This is a genomic window from Moraxella oculi, from assembly GCF_023336735.1.
GTDB classification, from domain to species: Bacteria; Pseudomonadota; Gammaproteobacteria; order Pseudomonadales; family Moraxellaceae; genus Moraxella; species Moraxella oculi.
This window is the reverse complement of the sequence record NZ_JAMBAQ010000016.1, coordinates 1-22,881: the sequence shown is the minus strand read 5'-3', so window position 1 is coordinate 22,881 and position 22,881 is coordinate 1. Positions and strand designations below refer to the sequence as shown.

The window sequence follows — 22,881 nt, the reverse complement described above, 5'->3', positions numbered from 1 at the left end:
AATGGCTCTTGATGGTGAAGTCATTCTACTGTTACTGATTTTGCCAGATTTCTTGGTTTATCGACATCTGTACCGCGTACCAGTGCGACATGATAAGATAGGATTTGTACGGCAATGGTATGCACGATGGGGGATAATACCCCGACATGGCGTGGTGTTCGAATCACATGCACCCCATCTGTCTCGGCAAAATCGCTATCTAGGTCAGTCAGCACAAACAGTTCGCCACCACGCGCACCAACTTCTTGCATGTTTGCCTTGACCTTATCAAGCAATTTGTCATTTGGGGCGATGACGACCACAGGCATGTTTTCATCAACCAATGCTAGTGGTCCGTGTTTGAGTTCACCTGCTGGGTAAGCTTCGGCATGAATATAAGTCAACTCTTTAAGCTTGAGAGCGCCTTCTAGGGCGATTGGATAGTGAATACCACGACCTAAAAATAAAGCCGATGGCTTAGTGGCGAATTTTTGTGCCCAAGTAGCAATCTGTGGTTCTAGATTCAAAGCGTGTTGAATGCTACCAGGGAGCTGACGCAATGCTTCACCATGGCTTTCAAGTTGGTCATCATTGAGATGGCCGCGCATCTTGGCTAGGGTTACTGCCAGACCAAATAAGATCACCAGTTGTGTTGTGAACGCCTTGGTGCTTGCCACCCCAATCTCTGCTCCTGCACGAGTGTGAATGGCAAGCGTGCTGTTTCTGGGTAGGGCGGACTCCATGACATTACAGATGGATAGGCTGTAATCATGCCCTTGTTGCTGAGCGTATTTCAAGGCTTCCATCGTGTCTAGCGTTTCGCCTGACTGACTGATGGTGATGATCAGCTCATTTGGGTCAGCGATGACATCACGATAGCGGTATTCACTGGCGATTTCAACATCACAACGAATTTTGGCGATGGACTCTAGCCAGTATTTGCCTGTCAATGCGGCGTAGTGGGAAGTGCCGCAGGCGAGAATTTTAATGCTGGTGATGGCATCAAAAATTTGTGGTGCCATGTCGCCAAAATTTTCTGCGACAAATCCGCCATCTAAGAAGATCTCTGCCGTATCAGCAACCGCTCTTGGTTGTTCATTGATTTCTTTTTGCATGAAATGGCTATAAGGCCCCAGTTCAAGGCTGGCAAGGGATAGCTGAGAGGTCTTAATTTGACGCTGTGGCGTGTTACCATCTTTGTCAATCAAAGTGTCAATGCCATCGGCTGTTAAGATGGCAATGTCCCCATCTTCTAGGTAGGTTACTTGACGAGTAAAAGACACGACCGCTGAGACATCTGATGCGACGAATACTTCTTTTTCGCCAAATCCGATGAGTAATGGACAGCCCATTCTGGCCACCACCATCTGTGTTGGGTCGTCAGGCGTGATGACGGCGATGGCATACGCTCCTTGAAAACGAGAGCATGCAGTTTGTACAGCACGATATAGATGACCGCCGTTTTGGGTGTATTCGTGATGAATGCTGTGAGCGATGACTTCAGTATCTGTCTGAGATTCAAACACAAAGCCCAATGCTTCTAGGCGATTGCGTTCTGCTTCAAAGTTTTCAATGATGCCATTATGCACAACAGCAATCGTTCCGCCTGAAATGTGTGGATGTGCGTTTGGTTCGGTTACGCCTCCGTGCGTTGCCCAGCGAGTATGACCGATGCCGATATGCCCTGTGACGCCTTTAGCTCGTGCTGCCTCTTCCATGAGTGCCACGCGTCCAACACGACGAACACGCTTGATTTTGTTTTCTGCTTCGCCATATACAGCAATCCCAGACGAATCGTAGCCACGATATTCCAAGCGTTTTAAGCTGTCTGTCAAAAAATCTACAATATTGGCATTGCTGCGAATGCCACCAACGATACCGCACACAAAAAGTTCCTTAGTATCAAAAAATACAGTTAGTCATCAATGGTCTTGATGAGCCAATCGTGAGACACCCAATAAGCCACCCCAAATCGTTGGGCAGCTTGGTGAATTTTTTTGGCAAACCCAAAAAGTTAAAATGAGTGCTAGTATATCACATTCGTTTTGTGTAAATTGTTTAGTTTTGCTAAAAATCTTGTTGCTAAGTCGACCATGATGCCTTTAATAAAAGCGTTGAGTTTTGGGAGTGAAAATGTCCAAGATTATCAGCTGGCATGGGATGTTATTTATTGAAATGCTACAACAAATCCCAGTTGTCCCTTGCAGGGTAGACGATTTTTGGGGTGCTGGGTCGGTCAGTTTCTGCTTGCAGTTTTTTACTGCGATGCACCAAAAAGTCCAAAAGATGATTGCGAATACGATAATAATCTTGGGTATGATGAATCTCTTCACGACTTCTTGGGTGAGAGATGGTATTGACGACAATCTCGGCAAGCACAGCTCTTGGACCATTACTCATCAAAAAAATTCGGTCAGCAAGTAAAATGGCTTCGTCAATGTCATGAGTGATCATAAAGACGGTTTGGTGAGTTTTTTCGACAATATTGACAAGCTCATCTTGAATGATGCCTCGTGTCAGGGCGTCTAATGCACCAAAGGGTTCGTCCATCAGTAACATTTTTGGTTCGGTGGCAAAAGCTCTGGCAATGCCAACACGCTGTTTCATACCGCCAGACAGTTCAGAAGGCATCTTATCCATCGCTGATTCTAGACCAACCAGTGAAAGATAATGGCGAATCTTATCGGTTTTGTCATGATGGGGCAGTTTGCCAAACTTAGCATCAATGGCGAAGCCGATATTATCCTTGACCGACAGCCAGGGCAATAAGGCATGTGATTGAAACACCATACCACGCTCCAAGCTGGTGCCTGTGATGGGAATGTTTTCCATCAGTATCTGACCAGAGGTGGGTGTGTCAAGCCCTGCTAGGCAATTTAAGATGGTGGATTTTCCACAGCCAGAATGACCAATCAGGCAGATGAATTCATTTTTCTTGATGTCAAAGTTGACATTCTGAAAAACGGCTTGGGCATCTTGGGAAAAGCTTTTGGTCAGGTTTTTGACACTGATTAGGGATTCTGTCATCTTTAATTCTCATCATTCTGTATAGCTGGCTTTTCTTTGTAATTTGGCAAAAATCAAATCAAGGAGCATGCCCACCAAGCCAATCATCAATACCGCAAAAATCACATTGCCCAGTGAAAGATTATTCCACTGATTCCATACAAAATAGCCAATGCCTGTGCCACCTACGAGCATTTCAGCAGCCACAATGACCAGCCAAGCAATGCCCATGGAGATGCGCATGCCTGTTACGATGGTTGGGGCGGCGGCTGGCAGGACGATTTTTCTGGCCTTGGTTAAGGCATCTACTTCTAAGGTACGAGCGACATTGAGCCATTCACGGCGAACACTGGCTACGCCAAAGGCGGTATTGGTCAACATTGGCCAAATTGAACAAATAAAAATCACAAACACTGCCGATAGATTGGCATCTTTGATGGTATAAAGAGCAATGGGCATCCACGCAAGCGGTGAAATGGGTTTGAGTAACTGTATGAAAGGAGAGATGGCTTTATTGGCGATTTGAGAGATGCCAAGTAAGTATCCAAGCGGAATGCCAACCATCATCGCCAGCATGAAGCCTGCCAACACACGAACGATTGAATACGCCAGCTGAATGCCAATGCCTTTATCGTTAGGACCTTTGTCATAAAAAGGATCGGATAAATGCTCAAGGCTGATTTTGGCGAAATTGACTGGGCTGGGAAAGTCGCTTTGGACTGTGCTTAAAGTCGCACCAGCTGGCGTACCCTCTGGTATGTTGCCCATCAGCACTTCGTATTCTAAAGCGATGGGGTCGGTTGGGGCGGTGGTTTTGGTGGGTAAAGTCGCCACTTGCCAAATGCCAAGCATGCTAATGACGAGTAAGAGACTTAGTAAATGGGCTTTGGTTTGTTGTGTGAGTTTGCCAAACATGGCGATTTGTCCTCATATAAACTGCTTGGCTTGGCGTCTGATGTTAAAGCCATTAAGATAGTCATCTGGTTTGGCGGGGTCGAATCTCTTGCCCATCACAACAATGGATTTTTCATCAGCAAATTCATAACCTAATTTACTCATTTCTCTCTTGGCATCAGTGAGCATAAAGATTTGTTGGGCGAGTGATTGGTAGTTGACATCGCCTTTTAGATAACCCCAGCGTTTCATCTGTGTCATCATCCAAACCGCCAATGAATGCCATGGCATCGCATCAAAGCCTGTGCGATCAGGCACATCTTGAATACCACCCACACCATCGGCAAAGCGACCAGTAAGACTTTGGCGAATGACCAATTCAGGTTGGTTGAGATAATTGGCAGGTGCTAAGATTTTGGAAAGCTGTTTTTTGATGTTAGGTTGGTTTGCCATCACATTGGCTTTTAAAATTGCTCGGTACATTGCCAAAAAGCTGTTTGGGTGATGTTGAATGAATGTTGATGATGTGCCAAATGAACAGCAAGGATGCCCATTCCAAATATCACGGCTAAGCGTATGAATGTAGCCTGCCTTATCCCACACAGCTCGTTGGTTGAACGGTTCTGGCCCAAAAAAACCATCAATATTGCCTGCTCTTAGATTGGCGATCATGTCAGGTGGTGTGGTTAGGCGAAGTTTGACATCTTTATCAGGGTCAAGTCCATGTTCCGCCAAAAAATATCTTAGCAGGTAGTTGTGCATCGAATGTTCAAAGGGAATGGCGAAAGTCATGCCTTTCCAGTTGGCAGGATTGCGGTTGTTTTTGTGTTTGAGTGCCATCACCAAGGCTTGCCCATTGATGTTTTGGATACAGGCGACTTGAGTGTCTTGTTTGGCAGACCCTAAACCAAGAGTCATTGCTAATGGCATCGGTGCCAAAAAGTGTGATGCGTCTAGCTGGCGACTCATGAGTTGATCTCGTATCAACGCCCAGCCTGCTCGCTTGACCAGTTTGGTGCGAATGCCTTGCTCGGCATAATAGCCTAAGGGGTCAGCCATGATGAGTGGCGTGGAACATAGTATGGGGATAAAGCCAATGGTCAGCTCTTTTTTTTCTAAGGCAAGCTTATCAATCGCAGCGGCTTCTTGGAGAGAGGATAAGGGCAGAATGCTTGCTACCGCCGCCATCACCGCACCTTTACCAACACTGTTCAAAAATGCACGGCGAGTCGGCTCATGCGGGAACAGTGCTTTAATGGCAACAGCTTCTACAAAGTCAACCGATGCTTGCTCAATCTGGCTGGCTTGACTGTGTTTGTCATCAAGCAAGCTTGTGGGGCAGGTCGATTGATCATGATGTTTGCCACATGAACAGCCTAGCTGTGCATCATGTTCAAAAGGTCTAAAGATGTTGGTCATATGTTGCTTTTTAAACCATGCTTTTTAAGTATGTTGAGTGCATCATGTCAGCTTTTGATGGGTGTTTTTAGCAATGCCTTAGCAATGACTTGCCCATCTTGGTGCATTTCCAAAGACAGTTCATTCATGTCATCATTGACAACATGCCAGTTGCCATCAGCTTTTGGCAGACCATGAGCAGTTACAGCGATGCTTTTGTTTTTTAGGCGAATCATTGGCGGTTTGTGCTCATAATTACCTACGCCCTGCAAAATATGGCTTGCAATGGCGGCGGCTTGGGCTCGGTGTGGGGCGACATAGCGACATGGCACGCCATCTATGCTGATGCTGTCGCCAATGGCATAGATATGCGGCATGTTTGTTTGAAGTGTTTTTTTGTCGACGACGATGCCTGTGCGTCTGTCAAATGCGATGCCAGCTCGGATTGGCAGGCGTTCATCAATCATCAAGCCAGTCGCCACGACAATTTCGTCAACTGTTAAAGATTGGGTTTGTCCATCGGTGCTGTTCATCAGTTGTAGGGTGCGACCATGCTCATCGTGATGAACCGCCTGCACCATCGTTTCGCCCATGAAATCAACACCCAAATCAACGATGGCACTCAAAATCCGTTCGCCTGCCACTTTCGGCAATAATGCACTCAATGGATATGTGCTGACATCAATCAGTGTTACTGCGTGTCCTGCTCGTCTTAAATCTTCTGCAAATTCGGTACCAACCATGCCAGCACCAACGATGGCAATGTGTTTTTTTCCATCTTTTAGGCGATTTTGCAACCCTGAAAATCTTTGTAGATGGTTGATGTGCCATGCCGAATCGGGGCAGATGGTGGGTGGGTATGCAGGAGTAGCACCAATGGCAAGCACCAAATCATCATAACCGATGATACCACGCGTGGTGTGCACTTGCTGAGACTGGGCATCAATGTTGGTAACAAAAGTGTTGGCAACTAGGCGGATATTGGCGACTTTGGCGGCTTCCATGCCTGTAGTACGCACCAAGTCGCTTGGTGTTTTTTGTTGGCTGATGGCAGCAGACAGCATGGGTTTGTGATAGCGGTCAGCATCATCGGCACTGATGAGTGTGATATTGATGTTGTCATCAATCGCACGCAATGCCTCAACCACACTCCAACCAGCCAAGCCAGCACCAACGATGACAATGCCTGCTTGATCGTCGGTGAACTCTATGACATCAAGCACAGCATCTTCTGCCTGTTCATACGGCTCAAAATCGCTTTTTTTCACACCACACAGCGGACACTGCCAGTCGTCAGGAATGTCTTCAAAGCGAGTGCCAGCAGGCAAACCGCCATCAACATCGCCCACCTCTTCATCATAAACATATCCGCAAGCCAAGCAGATGAATTTTCGCCAATCACCACGACCATCAGTTGCCATCATTTTGTTATCCTTAGTGAGTGTTGTCAGTTTTTTTTGGTAAATGAATTGGTTGTCATTAATGCTAAAAAAGTAAGCTACCTAACCTGAGGTTCGCTCATGATTTGATGGGATAAATAACGCAAATGCTTGATCGCAGGGGTAACAATCGCCACAAACTGTGCTTCACGCAGACGGCGTTGGGGATTGGCAATCATCAGGTAGCCCTTTGCACCTTGGTGTAGCATGGCAGCTTGTGTGGCCTGTAGGCATAGCATCGCACCTTGCTCTCTGACATTGAGTACATCTAAGAAAAAATCGTGATGAGTGTCAAAAGGCGTTTCAGCAAGCTTGAGAGTCGTGGCTGTTAATTTATCCAAAGCAAGGCTAAGTGTGCCTGCTTGATCTTCTAAAAAGGCGTTGCTGACAGCCGTACCTTGGCGAATGTCGTCAATCGCTCCAGCGATGATGCCAGCACCGATGCCCAGCTGCATCAGGACGAATGCACCACGAATGCGTTTGATGAATTCTTGGCAGGGCATGGCGATGATGTCGTCGGTGGTGATGGGGTAATCATTCAGTTCAATCCGCCAAGTGCTAGAACCTTCCATTCCTGCAAAGGTTGGGCAAGCGTGCAGCTGCCATTTTCCTGCTCGCATGTCGTCGAATTGAAGTAGGAAAAATAGCTGCTCTTTTGTGTCTTCAAGGACTGCAACAGCACCGCAATACTGATCTGGTGCGATGTGACTGATCCATGGCAATGTGCCTGTGATGCGATAGCCTTGTCCGTCTTTTTTGGCCTTTAAAATCATTGTCTCAATGTTTGCCCAGGTTTTCATTGGGTTGGATAGGGCGGTGCCACCAAAGCGATCGGCGATGGCATGCTTGGCGAGAAATTGCTGTTTTAAAAGCAGGTTGTCAGACTGGTCTAAATACAGGCCGCACACTTGATGACACCAAGATAAAAAGCCTGTCGTACCACAGGTTTGGGCAATCTTAGCGGTCGCCAAAATCGCCGTGCCAAAATCTCCACCGTGATCGGTCAGATGTCTTGAAAATGCACCAGCTTTTCCCAAAACTGACATTTCAGCAAGCGGATAGTAGCCTTGATCAATATCGATGACTTTAGGGGTAAGATGTGCCTTGGCAAGTGTTTCGATGTGATGTAAAAGTTCGCTTGACTGTTGAGATGAATGGCTCATGATGGGCTCAATATTGTGATTGAAATATGAACTAACATTATAAGCCAGCCTATTGGGGGCTAATTTATGCTATTTTAGACTATGTATATTTTATTTTGGCATATCTGATTGAAATGGTGATGATTGCAATCTGTCAAGCCGCCCCCATATAGGGATAAATTTAGCCACATAAGAAGTATCATCGTGATTTCAGTCCAGCAGCCAGACCAATACCGTCAACGCTTTTTCATTGAAAATTCACCTGTGCGTGGTGATGTGGTGCGTCTGACCAAAGCGTATCAAACCGTCATCACCAAAAAAAACTACCCCAATGCCATCAAAGCATTGCTGGGTGAAATGCTGGTGGCGGCAAGCTTACTCATTGGCACATTAAAGATCAATGGGAGATTATCAATACAGCTACACTCATCAGATGACAGCATGCCTTTATCATGGGCGATGGCAGAGTGCGACCACGCAGGGCAGGTGCGAGCTTTGGCAAGCTTTCGTGATGATGACGCATGGCAAACCATCACCACGAGTCGTCAAGCGTTCAGCAAGCTTGGGCAAGGTGTGCTATTCATCAGCATTCATCCAGAGCAAGGCGAAGCCTATCAGGGTATCGTGGAGCGTGTGAGTGATGATTTGGCAGAGTGCTTGGCACACTATCAAAAGCAGTCGGCACAGATTCCAACCTTATTGAAGATTGCCACCGATGATCAGGCGGCAGGTGGTATGTTGGTACAGCTATTACCCCAAAGCGATCAAGACCGTGAAGATGATCCAGATTTGTGGGAGCGTATGAAAGCCCTGACCGCCACCATTAGGGCAGATGAGCTGACTGAGCTTGGTGCTAATGAGATACTGCATCGTTTATATCATGAAGAAGAAGTGGTCATTCCAGAGGTGGTGCCATTAGAGTTTGGCTGTACTTGCTCAGTGGACAAAAGCGAAGCGGCAATACTACAGCTTGGGCATGAAGAGGCCATGCGTGCACTGGAGGTTCATGGTGGCAGGCTGTCTTTGGATTGTGGGTTCTGTGGTGCGTCTTATGACTTTGATGAAAAGGCGATTCATACTCTGTTCTCATGACATGTGTTGAGCCGTATGAGGTGGGTCTGACCCACCTTGTTTTTTGATTGAATTGTTTGAATGGTGGATTGGGGTTGCCATGCCATAAAAAAAGAGCGGTATGTCGCTCTTTTTTAGGTCATGACACTGCTGGGGGTGTGTGGCGTTTGTGCTTATTGATGCGATTTTCAAAGAGTCTAAACCCAATCATGATGATCCATGCCAATATCAGGTAGATCACGCCAGCAGCTGTATACATTTCAATGGGCATGTAATTCTTGGCAGCGAGATTCTTGGCTGTATAAGTCAGCTCTGCTAGAGTGATGGATGCGGCTAAGGCACTGCCTTTTAGGATAAAAATCACTTCATTGCTATAAGCTGGAATCATGATGCCAAAAGCACGAGGAAGCATGATTCGGCGTGCTTTTTGGTATCTTGACATGCCGATGGCATCTGCTGCTTCTAGTTCGCCGCTTGGAATGGCGGCAATTGCCCCACGCACGATCTCAGCGATGTAGGCTGCGGTGTTGAGTGTGAGTGCGATGATGGCACACCAGTAAGCTTGCTTGAAAATGGGTTCCCATAAGAAGCTTTCTGTAATGAAATCAAACTGACCAAGTCCTTGATAAATCAAAAAAATCTGAATCAGCAGGGGCGTACCACGAAAAAAGAACATATAAGTAAAAGGAAATGCCTTAACCCACCAATGTTCAGATGAACGCAGAAGCCCCAAAATAACGCCCAAGATCAATCCGATGACACAAGACATGACGACCAGTTGAATGGTGAGTACAGAGGCTTTTAGCATGGTGGGGAGTTGTTCGATGACTGCTTGCCAATCTAAAATCATGCGTTGCCCCCTTTGGTTTTAATCAATGCTTTGGCATAGCGAGTTGCTGGATTGGCACGCCATTCAAAGTGCATCATCAAAAGAGTGATGACGGTCGTCAAAGCCAAATAAATCAAAGCCGCCACAATGTAAAAAGTAAAAGGCTTTTGGGTGCTTTGAGACGCATGACCAGCATAATACATCAGATCTTGCAAGCCGATGAGTGAGACCAAAGCGGTGTCTTTGAGCAATACCAGCGTCAGATTGCCAATACCAGGTAGGGCAACCAGCCACATCTGTGGTAAGATGATGCGTGTGATGGTCTGAATCGGACGCATGCCAAGGCTGTGTGCTGCTTCCCATTGACCTTTTGGGATGTCATCAATCGCCATGCGAAATACTTCGGTGGCATATGCCCCAAACATGAGGGATAATGCCGCCACGCCTGCCCAAAATCGGCTCATGTCAGCATGACCTGTATGGCCGATCTGTGAGACGATGATTTGTAACAAAGCATCACCGCCAAAATAGATGAAAAATACCATCAGCAGTTCAGGTACGCCACGCACCACTGTTGTATAGATGTCGGCGATTCGTTGCAGTATCCAAATGCCAGACAGCTTGGCGGTAGCACCTAATATGCCAAGCATCAGCCCAAAAAATAGACTGACGATGCCCAGCTGAATGGTCAGCCAAGTGCCTTTGAGTAAAATTGGGCCGTAGCCTTGTAGGTCAAACACAAAAAATGCCTTACATAAAAAGACGAATAAACACAAGTTTGTAGATGCGTGCAGACATCAACAGCCGAACCATCTATTTTAACAAAATTTCAATCATCGTGGAATGTGATCTGGCATGAATGTTGATGGCAAATCATAGGCAAACCAAAGCCACAAGTATTCCATGATTTTTTTGTCGGTCAAGACATCGCTGGGTTTATGATGCGGTTCTGGCTGCTGCTAAGATGTCTTTTTGTCGTACGGACCGCTGCACGACGGCGTGCGTTAGGGTTTGATGACATTGGCATCAAAGTAATGATTCACCAGTTCGTCATATTTGCCAGTCTCTTTGAGCGTGCTTAAGGCGGCATTAAATTCATCTTTGAGCGGATCGTTTTTACGCAAAGCAATGCCAACTTGATCTTGAATGTCAATGGGTTCGCCTTTGATTTCAAAGTCGGCACCTTTAGGAGTTTTTAACCAATCTAAGGCAGGTATGATGTCTGACATCATGCCATCAACACGCCCAGCAGCCAAATCAAGATAGGCATTGTCTTGTTTGTCATAGGCTTTGATTGTAGCCTTTGGCTGATGTTGTGCCAAATAGTCGGCAGAGGTGGTTGCTTGTTGGACGGCGATTTGTTTGCCATCTAGAGCATCAGCAGACAGCTCAACGCCTTTTTTACCAATCAATACCAGTTTATTGTGAAAATACGAATCGCTAAAATCCACTTGCTTTAAGCGTTCTGGGGTGATGGACATGCCTGCCATGACGGCATCGTATTTGTTGGCTTTTAAACCAGGAATAAGACCTTCCCAATCTTGGTTTTGAATGTCGCATTTGGCTTTCATCTCTTGACAAAGAGCATTGGCAAGGTCAATCTCAAAACCAACCAGCTCTCCACTGGTGTCTAGATAACTAAATGGTTTGAAGCTTGCCTCTGTGGCAATGCGGATCTGTTTTTCTGCAGAAGCAGACTGGGTGTCGGCAGGGTTATTTTGACCACAAGCGCTTACCAAAGCGGTCAATGCCAAAGCACCAAATAGTTTTAATTTCATTGATATGCTCCTATTATTGGGTGGTGATTGTTTTGGATAGATTGTCAGTCAGTCATTAGGCCTGAATGTATTACTGGTGGTGCAAGCAGCCATCAGTCTGTCATGGTCATCTGTGGGTGCCTCATGAGCGGTGTGATGCCATGAATTCACGCACGCGGGGAGATTTTGGGTTGTCAAATACTTCGTCAGGCGTGCCCATTTCTTCGATTCGACCTTGATGTAAAAAGACGATTTTATCCGAAACCTCTCGAGCAAAACGCATTTCATGTGTAACGATGAGCATCGTGCGACCTTCAGATGCCAGCTCACGCATGACCGCCAATACTTCATTGACCAGCTCTGGATCTAGGGCGGAGGTTGGTTCATCGAACAACAGTACTTTTGGCTTCATTGCCAAGGCACGAGCGATGGCCACACGCTGACGCTGACCCCCTGACAGATTGTCTGGATAGGCGTTTTTTTTATCTAATAAGCCGACCTTATCCAGTAGGCGTTCGGCTTCGGTGATTGCTTCGGCTTTAGGCTGTTTTAGGACTTGTGTTGGACCTTCAATGATATTATCCAAGATGGTCTTATGTGGCCATAGGTTGAAATTTTGGAACACAAAGCCGATGGTAGAGCGTATTTTTTCAAGTTGCTTGGGATTTTTAGCAACCAATTCACCTTTTTTTTCGGTCAAGATCAGCTCTTCATTGCCGACGAAAATCCTGCCTTTGGTCGGTTTTTCTAACAGATTGATGCAGCGAAGCAGGGTAGATTTACCAGACCCTGAAGAGCCTAGAATACTGATGACATCGCCATCACGAGCAGTCAAGGATACCCCTTTTAAGACTTCTAGCGAGCCATAATTTTTATGAATGTCTTGTAAATCTAGGGCAATAGAATTGGTGGTGGTCATGTCGGTTTGCTTAAAAATATGAAAAAATTGGGTGATGTCTGATGACCAAATATTGGCAACCATCCCAAATGAAAAATATTGATTGGGCTATTGTCGCCAAAACCGTACAAAAAGGCAAATCTTTTTTATTGGTTTTGGCGATATTTTTTTGTAAAAATTGATAAAAGCAAGCTAAAATTATGGATTGTTGGTATTTTTTTAAAAAAACACCGACTTAATGGCGTGATTGGGGGGTGGGGTATGTAAACATGTGTGTTAATTTGACTTTCATGGGGTGGATTTCACACATCAAAAAAAGCAGGGTGTCAACCTGCTTTTTATTAAGGAGATCACGCCAATCAATCCAAGAAGGCGAAATGCTCAATTTTCATCTTAGTCATCACCTCGCTTGGTGTGGTCATGGCACTGGCATGAGCATCACTTCTTGGCAGGATTTTTTGGAAATAAAATTCTGCCGTTTGGGTCTTGGCAAGGTAGAATTCATCAGGTTGTTCGCCACCATTTTTCATCTTTTCAAAAGCAACTGCTGCCATGCGTGCCCAATGATAAGCCATCATCACATAGCCTGAATACATCAGGTAGTCATCAGAGGCTGCTGATACAATGTCTCTGTCTTTACGAGCAGCGAGCAGCAGTCGGGCGGTCAGCATGTTCCATTCGGCACACAGCTTGGTCAATGCCCAGACATATTGACGCATGTCTTTGTCTAAGGCGTACTCACCGCACCATTTCATGATGCCTGCCGTATAGTCTCGCACTACTTTACCACCACCGTGCAATAAGACCTTACGACCCAATAAATCTAAAGCCTGCACGCCCGTCGTCCCTTCATATAAGGTAGCAATGCGAGCATCACGAGCGATGAGCTCCATGCCTGTCTCTTTGATGTAGCCGTGCCCGCCATAGATTTGTTGCCCATGTTTGGCACATTCGATACTAAGTTCGGTCAAAAAGCCTTTTAAAATCGGTGTATAAAAGCCCAGCTTGTCGTCCCATTTTTTAATCGCTTGTGCATCACCTGCCGCCACTGCATTTGACAGATGGTCAGCATAGCGTGCCGAGTGATAAATCATTGAGCGAGCCCCTTCGGTAAAAGCTTTTTGGGTGAGTAGCATGCGACGGACATCGGCATGATGAATGATGGCATCGCCAGCTTGATTGGGTTCTTTAGTGCCTGATAGTGCACGCATGGAACGGCGTTCTTTGGCATAAGGTAGGGCGTTTTGGAAAGCCAATTCCATGTGAGCCAGCCCCTGAATGCCTGTGCCGATGCGAGCGGTATTCATGTAGGTGAACATGGCTTTTAACCCTTTGTTCGGTTCGCCAAGCAAATATCCCGTTGCTGCATCAAAATTAAGCACGCAAGTGGCTGATGATGAGATGCCCATCTTGTGTTCAATCGAGCCGCAGGCGACGGCATTGCGTTCGCCAATCTCTCCAGATTCATTGACCAAAAACTTTGGCACGATGAACAGCGAGATTCCCTTGGTGCCTTTTGGAGCATCAGGTAAGCGAGCTAAGACGATGTGAATGATGTTATCGGTAAGATCATGCTCACCTGCCGAGATGAAAATCTTGGTTCCTGTGATGGCGTAGCTGCCATCGCCATTGGGTACGGCACGGGTCTTCATTTGGTTGAGATCGGTGCCAGCTTGAGATTCGGTCAAGCACATCGTGCCAGACCATTCGCCACTGATGAGCTTGGGCAGATACTGCTCTTTTTGGGTGTCATGGCCATATTGTAAGATGGTATTGACTGCCCCAATGGATAATCCAGGATACATCGCCCAAGGCCAGTTTGCTGTACCCATCATTTCGGATTTGATGAGATTAAGCGACATTGGCAGATTCATGCCACCAAATTGCTCTGGATAAGAAATGCCCTGCCAGCCCCCTTCAATGAAGGCCTGATAAGCTTCTTTAAAGCCCTTGGGTGTTGTTACTTCTCCATCTTTAAAATGGCAGCCTTCCGCATCTGCTTGTTGGTAGAGGGGGGCAAGCACATTTTCAGAAAAATCAGCAAAGCCTTCCAAAATCATCTGTACGGTCTCGGCATCAGCTCCCGCTCCATTATCCAAGTTTTGATAATGTGCTTGAAAATCAAACATGTCATTCATCAAAAACTTAATGTCTCTTAAAGGGGCTTTATAAGTCAGCATCAAATCATCCTTTATCGTCAAGTGAATTAAACTGTGGTTGATGGTTTCAACTATACAGGAAAATGAAGGACAATCGTGCGAAATTTCCTTTTATATAATTTTTTTTCATGAAATTTTTATTGAATGATAAATAAAAGTCATCATTTATCAAGTAAAACGGCATTCAAATCAACTTGTTTGCCCGTCCATAGCTCAAATGCCAGCTTGGCTTGATGAATGAGCATGCCGTAGCCATCCAAAAGTCGCGTACCTTGTTTGGTAAAATGGGTCAAAAATGCTGATGGCTTACCGTACATCATGTCATAAGCAACATTGGCTCGTAGGTTTGGTGATATGTTCAAGTTCTGTCCTGTCGTACTGGTGCTGGTGGCATTGATGAGGACTTCAAAGCCAAAATGCCCATTTGCGAGGTCATCTAGGCTTTTAATATCAATCTGAGCAAATGCTTTGAAATCTTCTTGGAGTGTTAGGGCTTTTGAGAGCGTGCGATTGAAAATGGTCAGCTTTGCCCCTTGTTCGATGAGTGGTAAGATGACACCACGCGTCGCCCCACCTGCACCAATGATGGCGACTTGCTTGCCGTCTAAGTCAATGTCATGAGAAAGTAGGTCTGCGATCAAGCCTGCACCGTCTGTATTATCGCCAAATAATTTACCATCACGCATGACAAGGGTATTGACTGCTTTGGCGGTTTTGGCATGCTCGCTATGAGTTTGACACATGTTAAAGGCGATCTCCTTAAATGGTAAAGTAACATTTGCCCCTACGCCCCCACCATAAAAAAAGGCTTCCACTACGGCACGAAAACTGTCCGAATCATCTGGACAAAACTGGCGATTGTACTGAATGTCAAGCCCTAAGCTTTGGGCGAAAGCGTGATGAATGGCAGGGCTTTTTGAGTGACTGATGGGGTTGCCGATGACGATGAAGTGTTGCATGAGTGGTCCGTAAATCTCTATCTAAAAAAATGCTCATCTTGATTTGTATGGGCGTTATTGTTTAGCATTTGGTAAAAAATAGCAAGTTTTTTAAATTTTAGGTACAATAGCCCAACTACTTTATTTATGTCTCATTCTGATTGTCCAAACTGCCATGACTGATACCGCCAAATCATCTCGCTTCAACAAAAATTCATCTTTATTTGCCATCATTGTGGCGATTGTGCTTGGTGTGATGGCATTTTTCATGTTCAGACCCATCACAGATGCTGAACAAGTCGTCCAAGATGACGGTGAAAAATACCATCACAAACCTGTCGTTTATGAAGTGGCAAGCTGGTCAAAAACCCCCAAACAGCCCATCAATGTTGAACAGCTCAAATCCAAGCTTAGCACCACCGCAACAACCGAACAATCGCTGGACTTCTATGGCAATCATGCCACCAAATACCGCTTTTCCAATAAAACTGAACCACCATTTTATGCCGTAGAGTCTGACGATGTGTTAGAAATTGCATGGTATTACGCCGCCCCAACAGATGATGAACAACAAAAGAATGCCAGCATGACCCATGCGATGAAAGTCTACGCTGTGATGGGTGCTTATGCAGGCATTCAAGGTGAGACGGTGGTACAAAACGCCCTACAAAACCCCAATAAGGTCTTTCATGATGAGCATGCAGGCATCATCACTGCACAGTGTATGCACTATCAATGTCGCATCATCTTAAATAAATAGCATTCTTTTGATGATGGTGGGGGTTTTGTATGGCACATTTTATTTTTGAGAGTGGCGCACTTTTTGATTATCACGATGCGATGGATGAGCGTGCATTCGCTTATGGTGATGGGTTTTTTAGCACGATTGGCGTACATCGGGGGCGTATGCTGTTTGCTGACGGGCATCGAATGAGGATTGTGCGTTCGGCCAAGCAGTTTGACTTGGCTGTGGATGTTGATGGTGTGATGTTGACATTGGTGGACTTGGCAAGGCGAATGCAAGAGGGTGCCATCAAAATCATCATCAGTCGGCAAACCCAAGGTGTGCGTGGCTATGGCTATGAGAATGAAAAAGCATGCGTATTTATCAAAACCATGCTGTCAAATATTTACCAAGGGGTGCGTTTTCATGCAGGCATTCCTTGCCAGTCATCAGCCAAAGCGGTGTGTCTTAGTGAATCGCTGTCCTTGCGTACGCCCAGATTCCAAGGAGTTAAGCTCATCAGTAGTCATGAGCAGGTGTTCATTCATCGGCAATTATTGCAATATCAACAAAAAAATAAGAGCGTCGCAGAAGGACTGGTTGCCAATCTTTTGGGCGATTGGATCGGTGGAGCGATGAGTAATGTGTTTTACCATTTAGATGGTGCTTGGCATACGCCACCTGTGCATGAATGCGGCGTGGCGGGTGTGATGAGGCAGGAGTTGATGACAAGATTTGACATCAAAGAGCGTAGGTTGGTTACTGATGAACTGGTGTGTCTTGATGGTCTTGCCTTTACGAATGCGGTGAGTGGCATCATGCCCATCGGCGTATTTGCTCTGAATGGTACGATAAGAGCATTGACACAGGATTTTTGTGCCTTACCCAAACATGCCGACGGTGAAAATTTATCATAAACAACAGCATAAACATGATACAATAATCATAACTTTCACGAATACCAAACGCATCTATGGCAAAAAGTAGCAAAAAAAACACCAAAAAATCATCCATAAAAAAAACTCATGGCACCAGCTGGTTCAAGATAGTGCTGGTGTTTATTATGGGGGTGATGGTGTTGCTTGGTGTGATTTTTTATACCACGATTTTTGCTAAGACGGATCAAGATGCACAGATTTTGACAGTCAAAAAAGGTGATACTTATCATGGACTGCTTGTTAATAACGCATGGCAACGGTCCGCTTTCGCTTTTGATGCTGTCGCCAAACTTTATCTAAAAGCATGCGTACACACTCCATTACAAGAAGGGGTGTATCAGATTCCTAAGCATGCCAGCTTAAAGCAAGTCATCGATGTCTTGACTCAGGGAGTAAAGGTGCAGATGATTAAGGTGCAAATCATTGAGGGTAAGACCGTCAAAGATTTGTATCGAACCATCAAGAATGCAGAAGGTGTGGTCGTTGAGGTATTAACACCTCGTGCTGATGGCTATTCGTGGGCAGATGCCATGAGGGATAATGAGCGTGTGGCGGCGGCACTTGGCATCACCTTGGTCAATGGTAATTTGGAAGGACAGTTCGCCCCTGATACTTACTTTTTTGAGCATGGCACAAGTGATAAAAAAATCCTACAAAAGCTCTATGATTCACAACAAAAAATCCTAAACGAAGCATGGAAAAAACGCACTGAAAATTTGCCCTATCAAGACAAATACGAAGCACTCATCATGGCAAGCATCATTGAAAAAGAAACAGGCATCTCTGATGAAAGACGACGCGTCTCTTCAGTGTTTGTCAATCGTTTGCGTAAAAACATGCGTTTGCAGACTGATCCTACCATCATTTATGGATTGTTTGATCGCTATGATGGTAAGATTTATCGCTCAAACATCAATGAAAAAACAGACTACAACACTTACCAAATCAACGGATTGCCACCAACCCCCATCGCCTTGCCCTCTAAGGCATCTATTGAAGCCGCCTTGCACCCAGCTGATGATGATGCGTTGTATTTTGTGGCAACGGGTGATGGTGGGCATCAGTTTAGCCGAACCCTAGATGAGCATAATCAAGCGGTTGCTCGGTATCGTGCGGCGATGGCAAGCAAAAAAACATCAGTAAGTAAATCAACTCATTAAAGATGGGGTCGGCGTGGACACACCAGTAAAATTCGTCAGTTTTGAAGGCACAGAAGGGGTGGGGAAGACCACTGCTGTTGATGGTTTTTGTCGTCATTTGGAAACACTGGGCATTGAGTATGTGCGAACCCGTGAGCCGGGCGGTGCAGATGTTGCAGAGACACTTCGTAGCATCTTGCTTGATAAAGACAGTTTGCTCAATGATGATACTGAGCTGCTACTGATGTTTGCTGCTCGTGCCGATCATTTGCATAAGACCATACTGCCTGCTTTGGCTGATGGCAAATGGGTGGTGTGTGACAGATTTATTGATAGTACGGTGGCGTATCAAGGGTTTGGGCGATTGGGTGGTGATGTGCAGGCATTGGCTAAGATTGATCTGTTGATTGATCATTTTGTGCCTCGTTTGCCTGACATCACACTATGGCTGGATTTGGATGTCCGTGTTGGCATGATGCGTGCCAAAAATCGCAGTCAGGCTGATCGCTTTGAGTCGTTAACCATTGATTTTTTTAATCGAGTGTATCAGGGGCTGTGTCATCAGTTGGATAAAAATCCTGATCGCATGAGTCGCATTGATGCCTCCGGTGATGCTGATGTGGTTTTGATGCGTATTTGTCAAGCGGTAGGTTTGTGGTCAAATGGAAGAATCATAAAATAAGCATCGCCATCAACTGGTTGTTGATCAACGAGGCTTTTGTTTGCTGCTTAATAGTTGGGCAACCACCTATCGCCATTTTGGGAACTAAGGATTAATATGCGTACATTCATCAAATCGACAATGTTGGCAGGCATCATCTGCTTGGCGAGTATCTTACCAAGCAGCCCTGTGTCATCATTAGCCAGAGCGATGGTGCAGGTTGATTTTGCTGATTTGGTAGAGCAAGTTTCCGCTGGTGTGGTGCGTATTTCTACCACCAGACCCATTAACGATGCTGATACTTATATGCAGGCACAAACGCTTGGGCGGTATTTGGGGGAGCAGGTGAATGTGCCGACCATTGAGCATGGTTTTGGCACAGGGTTTTTCATTACTAAAGATGGCTACATATTGACCAATCATCATGTCGTTGATGGGGCGAAGACGATTACCGTAACACTCAATGATCGCACGGAGATGGATGCGGTGTTGGTTGGGTCTGACGAAGCATCAGATATTGCCGTACTTAAAGTCAATGGGCAAAATTTTCCAGCATTGACCATGTCTCAACGACAGTTGCGTGTGGGCGAACCAGTATTGGCAATCGGCTCACCTTTTGGGTTTGATTATTCGGCATCTGCAGGCATCGTGTCTGCCAAGCATCGCAACATGACACCTGATGCTGCCGTGCCGTTCATTCAAACTGATGTCGCCCTTAATCCAGGTAACTCTGGAGGGCCGCTTTTTAATCAGCAAGGTGAAGTCGTTGGTGTGAATTCACACATTTTTAGTGAGACGGGTGGCTATATGGGGCTGTCGTTCTCCATTCCGATTGATGCTGTCTTGCACATTTATGATCAAATTAAACGATTTGGTAAAGTTCGACGCTCGGCATTGGGCATTGTGGTGCAAGATGTCGATAGAAATTTGGCTGAGGTGTATGGACTGTCTCGTCCTCAGGGTGCGATTTTGACTCAAGTGAGCATTGGGTCGCCTGCGGATATGGCAGGGTTGAGGGCGGGCGATTTGATACTCAACTTTAATGGCACGCCCATCACGCAGGCGGCAGAATTACTCAATTTACTCAATCGAACTCAGCCGAACGATGTTTTTGGTTTGACCTATCAGCGAGGTCGACAAAAATATCTGGCTCAAGGGCGATTTGCCGAAGCGCCAAGCGATGTGTCAGCAAGCGGTCAGCACCAGAAGTTTGGTGGTGTCAAACTTGGGCTTCGTCTAAAAGAGTTGTCGCCGGCAGAATTAAGAGTGCTTGCCAAATTTGGTGTGCAAGGCGGTGTGATCATCACTTCAGTAAACCCTGTTGGACTGGCGGCACGCACAGGCATTCAGGTTGGTGATGTCATTTTGGGTCTGAATAATCATCAAACTCTCAGTGTTGATGAAATGGCGGTGGCGGTGCAAAGCTTGCCAAAAAAAGGCGTCGTATCAGTGCAGCTGATTCGTCAGGGAATGCCTGTCATCATTGGCATGCGTATTGAGTAAATCAGAAAAATAAATCAAAAAATCCATCAAAAGCCAAGTCAATTATGATACACTAGACTTATTTTTGATGATTGTTACTTTCTTTTAAATGTTAAAAAAATGGCACTCTCATGACAGATAAATACCAAGATATTAAGTCAAAATTACAAGGCTCAATCACCGCTTTGGTTACCCCCATGAGTGCAGATGGTGCGGTGGATTATGAAGCTTTCACGCGTCTCATCGATTGGCAAATTGCTGAAGGCACACATGCATTGGTGGCGGCTGGCACCACAGGTGAATCGGCAACATTGTCCATGAAAGAGCATGTCGAGGTGATTCGTTTTTTTGTCAACCATGTTGATGGTCGTGTGCCAGTCATTGCAGGTACTGGTGCCAACAACACCATTGAAGCCATTGAATTGACCTCAGCAGCCAAAGAGGCAGGTGCTGACTGTGCGTTACTTGTCGCTCCTTATTATAACAAACCAACCCAAGAAGGTATTTATCAGCATTACAAGGCAATCAGTGAGGCGGTGGACATTCCGCAGATGCTGTACAATGTACCAGGACGCACTGTCATTGACATCAGTCAGCAGACGGTAGAGCGATTGATGACTTTGCCAAACATTGTTGCCATCAAAGATGCCACAGGCAATCTTGAGCGTGGTATTGCACTCATTGAGGCGGTGAGTGAGCACATGATCGTGCTGTCTGGCGACGATCCTACTGCCTTAGAACTCATCAAACATGGTTCAAAAGGTAATATCTCTGTAACATCCAACATTGCTCCTAAGGCAATGAGTCAGATATTCAAGCTGGCATTGGCTGGCGAATTTGATGAGGCGGTTGGCATTCATGACACAATCAAACACTTGCATAAGGATTTATTTTGTGAGTCCAGTCCACAGCCCGCCAAGTATGCACTGCATAAGATGGGCTTGATTGATAAAGGCATTCGCCTGCCACTGGTGTGGTTGTCGGTAGAAAGTCAGCTCATCATTGATGAAGCACTTGCCAAGGCGAACTTGATCTAATTTTATCCAATCTTTTAGGCAAAAGGATCGTTTATGAACATCATACCAAAGGTCAGCACGCTGTTGCTGGTAACCATCGTGGCATTGTCAGGTTGTAGTACTGCCAAAAGTTGGTGGGGTAAGCGTGATGATGGCAGTCTAAAATATCAGTCAAGTGTTAAACTTGACCCCATTAAGTTGCCTGCCGATCAAGCTACTGCCGACTTCATTCCATTATACCCAACGCCAACTGTGGCTCAGGTGGACACGAGCTTGACAAATGAGTCTGGCAAACAGTTTGCGTTGCCAAAGCCGCCAACTGTGCAATGAGTGATGACAATTTTTAGTGTTTACTTTAATTAAGAGATGAATATGGAAAAACAAGCCCTACTATACACAGGTAAAGCCAAATCTGTCTATGAAACCGAACATGAAGATTATTTGGTATTGCATTTTCGCAACGATGCGTCAGCATTTAATGGCGAGAAAATTGCTCAGCTTGAACGCAAGGGCAAGGTAAATAATCGTTTTAACACATTCATCATGCAAAAATTGAGTGAGGCTGGCATTGAGACGCATTTTGAGCGTCAGCTGTCAGATGATGAAGTGTTGGTAAAGCGCCTAAAAATGATTCCAGTGGAGTGTGTGGTGCGTAACTATGCTGCTGGTGGTCTGATGAAACGCTTGGGACTGACTGAGGGCTTGCCGTTACTGCCACCGACTTTTGAGTTGTTTTATAAAGATGATGCTTTGGGCGATCCCATGCTTTCTGAATCCACCGCCATTGCGTTGGGTTATGCTACCGCTGATGAGCTTGAACAGATGAAAGTGTTGACTTATAAGGTCAATGAAGTGTTGGGTAAAATTTTTGATGACGCAGGCTTGATGCTGGTTGATTTTAAATTAGAGTTTGGTCTGTTCCATGGTCGTGTTGTGCTTGGTGATGAATTTTCACCAGATGGATGTCGCCTATGGGATAAGGAGACTAAGAAGAAGTTGGATAAAGACCGCTTCCGTCAAGGTCTGGGCGATGTTGTAGAGGGTTATGAAGAGGTTGCACTGCGTATTGGTGTGCCATTAGAGAGTTAAGTAATAAAAAACCCACCATATTGAACCTCCAACCCTTAGACAAAGTTAAGATTAAAAGGTTGGGTTTAAGTTTAGGTCAGGCGGTTTGACCAAGGACTAAGTTTTTGTATTGTACAGGACTTAGTCCTGTTAATTTACTCTTTATTCTATCATGATTGTAGTAGTGTATGTATTCATCAATCACTTGTTTAAGCTTGTCAATGGAAGTAAATCTTCTTTGATGTTTGTCATGAAAGAATATCTCTTCTTTTAATGCACCTTTGATACTCTCTGATTTGAATGCAATATTGGTGCTTCATCTGCTTTAAACTTAGTCAAAGCA

The 22,881-nt window shown here is 45.5% G+C and carries 21 protein-coding genes and 1 pseudogene; 9 read left to right on the top strand and 13 right to left on the bottom strand.

Annotation, left to right across the window (positions count from 1 at the left end):
* Nucleotides 1-20 precede the first annotated feature (20 nt).
* From glmS to M2R47_RS07740, 6 genes are all read right to left on the bottom strand, one after another.
* Nucleotides 21-1,865, bottom strand: coding sequence for a glutamine--fructose-6-phosphate transaminase (isomerizing) (glmS, locus tag M2R47_RS07765; RefSeq protein WP_249101348.1), 1,845 nt, complete (start codon nt 1,863-1,865; stop codon nt 21-23).
* A 292-nt stretch (nt 1,866-2,157) separates the two neighbouring features.
* The gene (locus M2R47_RS07760) at nt 2,158-3,006 is read right to left on the bottom strand and encodes an ABC transporter ATP-binding protein (protein ID WP_249101346.1); all 849 of its coding nucleotides are present in this window, start codon (nt 3,004-3,006) and stop codon (nt 2,158-2,160) included.
* Nucleotides 3,007-3,018: 12 nt separating this feature from the next.
* Nucleotides 3,019-3,900, bottom strand: coding sequence for a nitrate ABC transporter permease (ntrB, locus tag M2R47_RS07755; RefSeq protein ID WP_249101343.1), 882 nt, complete (start codon nt 3,898-3,900; stop codon nt 3,019-3,021).
* A 12-nt stretch (nt 3,901-3,912) separates the two neighbouring features.
* Nucleotides 3,913-5,298 (bottom strand): CmpA/NrtA family ABC transporter substrate-binding protein, encoded by a 1,386-nt coding sequence (locus M2R47_RS07750; RefSeq protein WP_249101340.1) that lies wholly within the window; start codon nt 5,296-5,298, stop codon nt 3,913-3,915.
* Between the two features lie 47 nt (nt 5,299-5,345).
* The gene (locus M2R47_RS07745; RefSeq protein WP_249101337.1) at nt 5,346-6,701 is read right to left on the bottom strand and encodes an FAD-dependent oxidoreductase; all 1,356 of its coding nucleotides are present in this window, start codon (nt 6,699-6,701) and stop codon (nt 5,346-5,348) included.
* A gap of 74 nt (nt 6,702-6,775) precedes the next feature.
* On the bottom strand, nt 6,776-7,879 hold the full coding sequence (locus M2R47_RS07740) for an acyl-CoA dehydrogenase family protein (protein ID WP_249101335.1): 1,104 nt from the start codon (nt 7,877-7,879) through the stop codon (nt 6,776-6,778).
* A gap of 183 nt (nt 7,880-8,062) precedes the next feature.
* Between M2R47_RS07740 and hslO the strand changes: the two genes are divergently transcribed.
* Entirely contained in the window at nt 8,063-8,950 is an 888-nt protein-coding gene (gene hslO / locus M2R47_RS07735) for an Hsp33 family molecular chaperone HslO (RefSeq protein ID WP_249101332.1), read from the top strand.
* Between the two features lie 118 nt (nt 8,951-9,068).
* Here the strand turns inward: hslO and M2R47_RS07730 are convergent, their stop codons facing one another.
* The 6 genes from M2R47_RS07730 to aroE all read right to left on the bottom strand — a co-directional run bounded on the left by M2R47_RS07730 (nt 9,069) and on the right by aroE (nt 15,531).
* Nucleotides 9,069-9,779, bottom strand: coding sequence for an ABC transporter permease (locus tag M2R47_RS07730; protein ID WP_249101328.1), 711 nt, complete (start codon nt 9,777-9,779; stop codon nt 9,069-9,071).
* Nucleotides 9,776-10,498, bottom strand: a complete 723-nt coding sequence (locus M2R47_RS07725; RefSeq protein WP_249101325.1) for an ABC transporter permease — start codon at nt 10,496-10,498, stop codon at nt 9,776-9,778. The genes M2R47_RS07730 and M2R47_RS07725 overlap by 4 nt, the downstream gene beginning before the upstream one ends.
* Before the next feature lie 264 nt (nt 10,499-10,762).
* Complete coding sequence (locus M2R47_RS07720; RefSeq protein WP_249101321.1) at nt 10,763-11,536, bottom strand: transporter substrate-binding domain-containing protein; 774 nt, start codon at nt 11,534-11,536, stop codon at nt 10,763-10,765.
* 121 nt (nt 11,537-11,657) lie between these two features.
* Nucleotides 11,658-12,434, bottom strand: a complete 777-nt coding sequence (locus tag M2R47_RS07715) for an ABC transporter ATP-binding protein (RefSeq protein ID WP_249101317.1) — start codon at nt 12,432-12,434, stop codon at nt 11,658-11,660.
* 338 nt (nt 12,435-12,772) lie between these two features.
* Nucleotides 12,773-14,593, bottom strand: a complete 1,821-nt coding sequence (locus M2R47_RS07710; protein ID WP_249101312.1) for an acyl-CoA dehydrogenase C-terminal domain-containing protein — start codon at nt 14,591-14,593, stop codon at nt 12,773-12,775.
* 140 nt (nt 14,594-14,733) lie between these two features.
* The gene (gene aroE, locus M2R47_RS07705) at nt 14,734-15,531 is read right to left on the bottom strand and encodes a shikimate dehydrogenase (RefSeq protein WP_249101311.1); all 798 of its coding nucleotides are present in this window, start codon (nt 15,529-15,531) and stop codon (nt 14,734-14,736) included.
* Between the two features lie 154 nt (nt 15,532-15,685).
* On the opposite strand from aroE, the gene M2R47_RS07700 reads away from it, so the two are divergent.
* From M2R47_RS07700 to purC, 8 genes are all read left to right on the top strand, one after another.
* Entirely contained in the window at nt 15,686-16,270 is a 585-nt protein-coding gene (locus M2R47_RS07700) for a hypothetical protein (protein ID WP_249101308.1), read from the top strand.
* Nucleotides 16,271-16,299: 29 nt separating this feature from the next.
* On the top strand, nt 16,300-17,151 hold the full coding sequence (locus M2R47_RS07695; RefSeq protein WP_249101305.1) for an aminotransferase class IV: 852 nt from the start codon (nt 16,300-16,302) through the stop codon (nt 17,149-17,151).
* 131 nt (nt 17,152-17,282) lie between these two features.
* The gene (mltG, locus tag M2R47_RS07690; protein WP_249101300.1) at nt 17,283-18,332 is read left to right on the top strand and encodes an endolytic transglycosylase MltG; all 1,050 of its coding nucleotides are present in this window, start codon (nt 17,283-17,285) and stop codon (nt 18,330-18,332) included.
* Nucleotides 18,333-18,345: 13 nt separating this feature from the next.
* The gene (gene tmk, locus M2R47_RS07685) at nt 18,346-18,993 is read left to right on the top strand and encodes a dTMP kinase (protein WP_249101297.1); all 648 of its coding nucleotides are present in this window, start codon (nt 18,346-18,348) and stop codon (nt 18,991-18,993) included.
* Nucleotides 18,994-19,089: 96 nt separating this feature from the next.
* Nucleotides 19,090-20,475: a trypsin-like peptidase domain-containing protein gene (locus M2R47_RS07680; protein ID WP_249101294.1), complete on the top strand. Its 1,386-nt coding sequence runs from the start codon at nt 19,090-19,092 to the stop codon at nt 20,473-20,475.
* Nucleotides 20,476-20,585: 110 nt separating this feature from the next.
* The gene (gene dapA, locus M2R47_RS07675; protein ID WP_249101291.1) at nt 20,586-21,491 is read left to right on the top strand and encodes a 4-hydroxy-tetrahydrodipicolinate synthase; all 906 of its coding nucleotides are present in this window, start codon (nt 20,586-20,588) and stop codon (nt 21,489-21,491) included.
* A 33-nt stretch (nt 21,492-21,524) separates the two neighbouring features.
* Nucleotides 21,525-21,800 carry a hypothetical protein gene (locus M2R47_RS07670; RefSeq protein ID WP_249101289.1) on the top strand — a complete coding sequence of 92 codons (276 nt, stop codon included), beginning with the start codon at nt 21,525-21,527 and terminating at the stop codon, nt 21,798-21,800.
* 42 nt (nt 21,801-21,842) lie between these two features.
* A complete protein-coding gene (gene purC / locus M2R47_RS07665; protein ID WP_249101284.1) occupies nt 21,843-22,559 on the top strand; it encodes a phosphoribosylaminoimidazolesuccinocarboxamide synthase in 717 nt (238 codons plus the stop codon).
* A gap of 76 nt (nt 22,560-22,635) precedes the next feature.
* On the opposite strand, the pseudogene M2R47_RS07660 reads toward purC, so the two are convergent.
* Nucleotides 22,636-22,830: pseudogene (locus tag M2R47_RS07660) on the bottom strand (IS3 family transposase); the annotation flags it as partial.
* Nucleotides 22,831-22,881 lie beyond the last annotated feature (51 nt).

What these genes read in the sequence shown, in the direction of transcription:
- M2R47_RS07670 (WP_249101289.1), top strand. Translation starts at nt 21,525, where the DNA reads ATGAACATCATACCAAAGGTCAGCACGCTGTTGCTGGTAACCATCGTG.
- aroE (WP_249101311.1), bottom strand. Translation starts at nt 15,531, where the DNA reads ATGCAACACTTCATCGTCATCGGCAACCCCATCAGTCACTCAAAAAGC.
- M2R47_RS07720 (WP_249101321.1), bottom strand. Translation starts at nt 11,536, where the DNA reads ATGAAATTAAAACTATTTGGTGCTTTGGCATTGACCGCTTTGGTAAGC.
- M2R47_RS07715 (WP_249101317.1), bottom strand. Translation starts at nt 12,434, where the DNA reads ATGACCACCACCAATTCTATTGCCCTAGATTTACAAGACATTCATAAA.
- M2R47_RS07760 (WP_249101346.1), bottom strand. Translation starts at nt 3,006, where the DNA reads ATGACAGAATCCCTAATCAGTGTCAAAAACCTGACCAAAAGCTTTTCC.
- purC (WP_249101284.1), top strand. Translation starts at nt 21,843, where the DNA reads ATGGAAAAACAAGCCCTACTATACACAGGTAAAGCCAAATCTGTCTAT.
- M2R47_RS07710 (WP_249101312.1), bottom strand. Translation starts at nt 14,593, where the DNA reads ATGCTGACTTATAAAGCCCCTTTAAGAGACATTAAGTTTTTGATGAAT.
- M2R47_RS07695 (WP_249101305.1), top strand. Translation starts at nt 16,300, where the DNA reads ATGGCACATTTTATTTTTGAGAGTGGCGCACTTTTTGATTATCACGAT.
- M2R47_RS07740 (WP_249101335.1), bottom strand. Translation starts at nt 7,879, where the DNA reads ATGAGCCATTCATCTCAACAGTCAAGCGAACTTTTACATCACATCGAA.
- M2R47_RS07750 (WP_249101340.1), bottom strand. Translation starts at nt 5,298, where the DNA reads ATGACCAACATCTTTAGACCTTTTGAACATGATGCACAGCTAGGCTGT.
- M2R47_RS07745 (WP_249101337.1), bottom strand. Translation starts at nt 6,701, where the DNA reads ATGATGGCAACTGATGGTCGTGGTGATTGGCGAAAATTCATCTGCTTG.
- dapA (WP_249101291.1), top strand. Translation starts at nt 20,586, where the DNA reads ATGACAGATAAATACCAAGATATTAAGTCAAAATTACAAGGCTCAATC.
- M2R47_RS07680 (WP_249101294.1), top strand. Translation starts at nt 19,090, where the DNA reads ATGCGTACATTCATCAAATCGACAATGTTGGCAGGCATCATCTGCTTG.
- M2R47_RS07730 (WP_249101328.1), bottom strand. Translation starts at nt 9,779, where the DNA reads ATGATTTTAGATTGGCAAGCAGTCATCGAACAACTCCCCACCATGCTA.
- ntrB (WP_249101343.1), bottom strand. Translation starts at nt 3,900, where the DNA reads ATGTTTGGCAAACTCACACAACAAACCAAAGCCCATTTACTAAGTCTC.
- M2R47_RS07700 (WP_249101308.1), top strand. Translation starts at nt 15,686, where the DNA reads ATGACTGATACCGCCAAATCATCTCGCTTCAACAAAAATTCATCTTTA.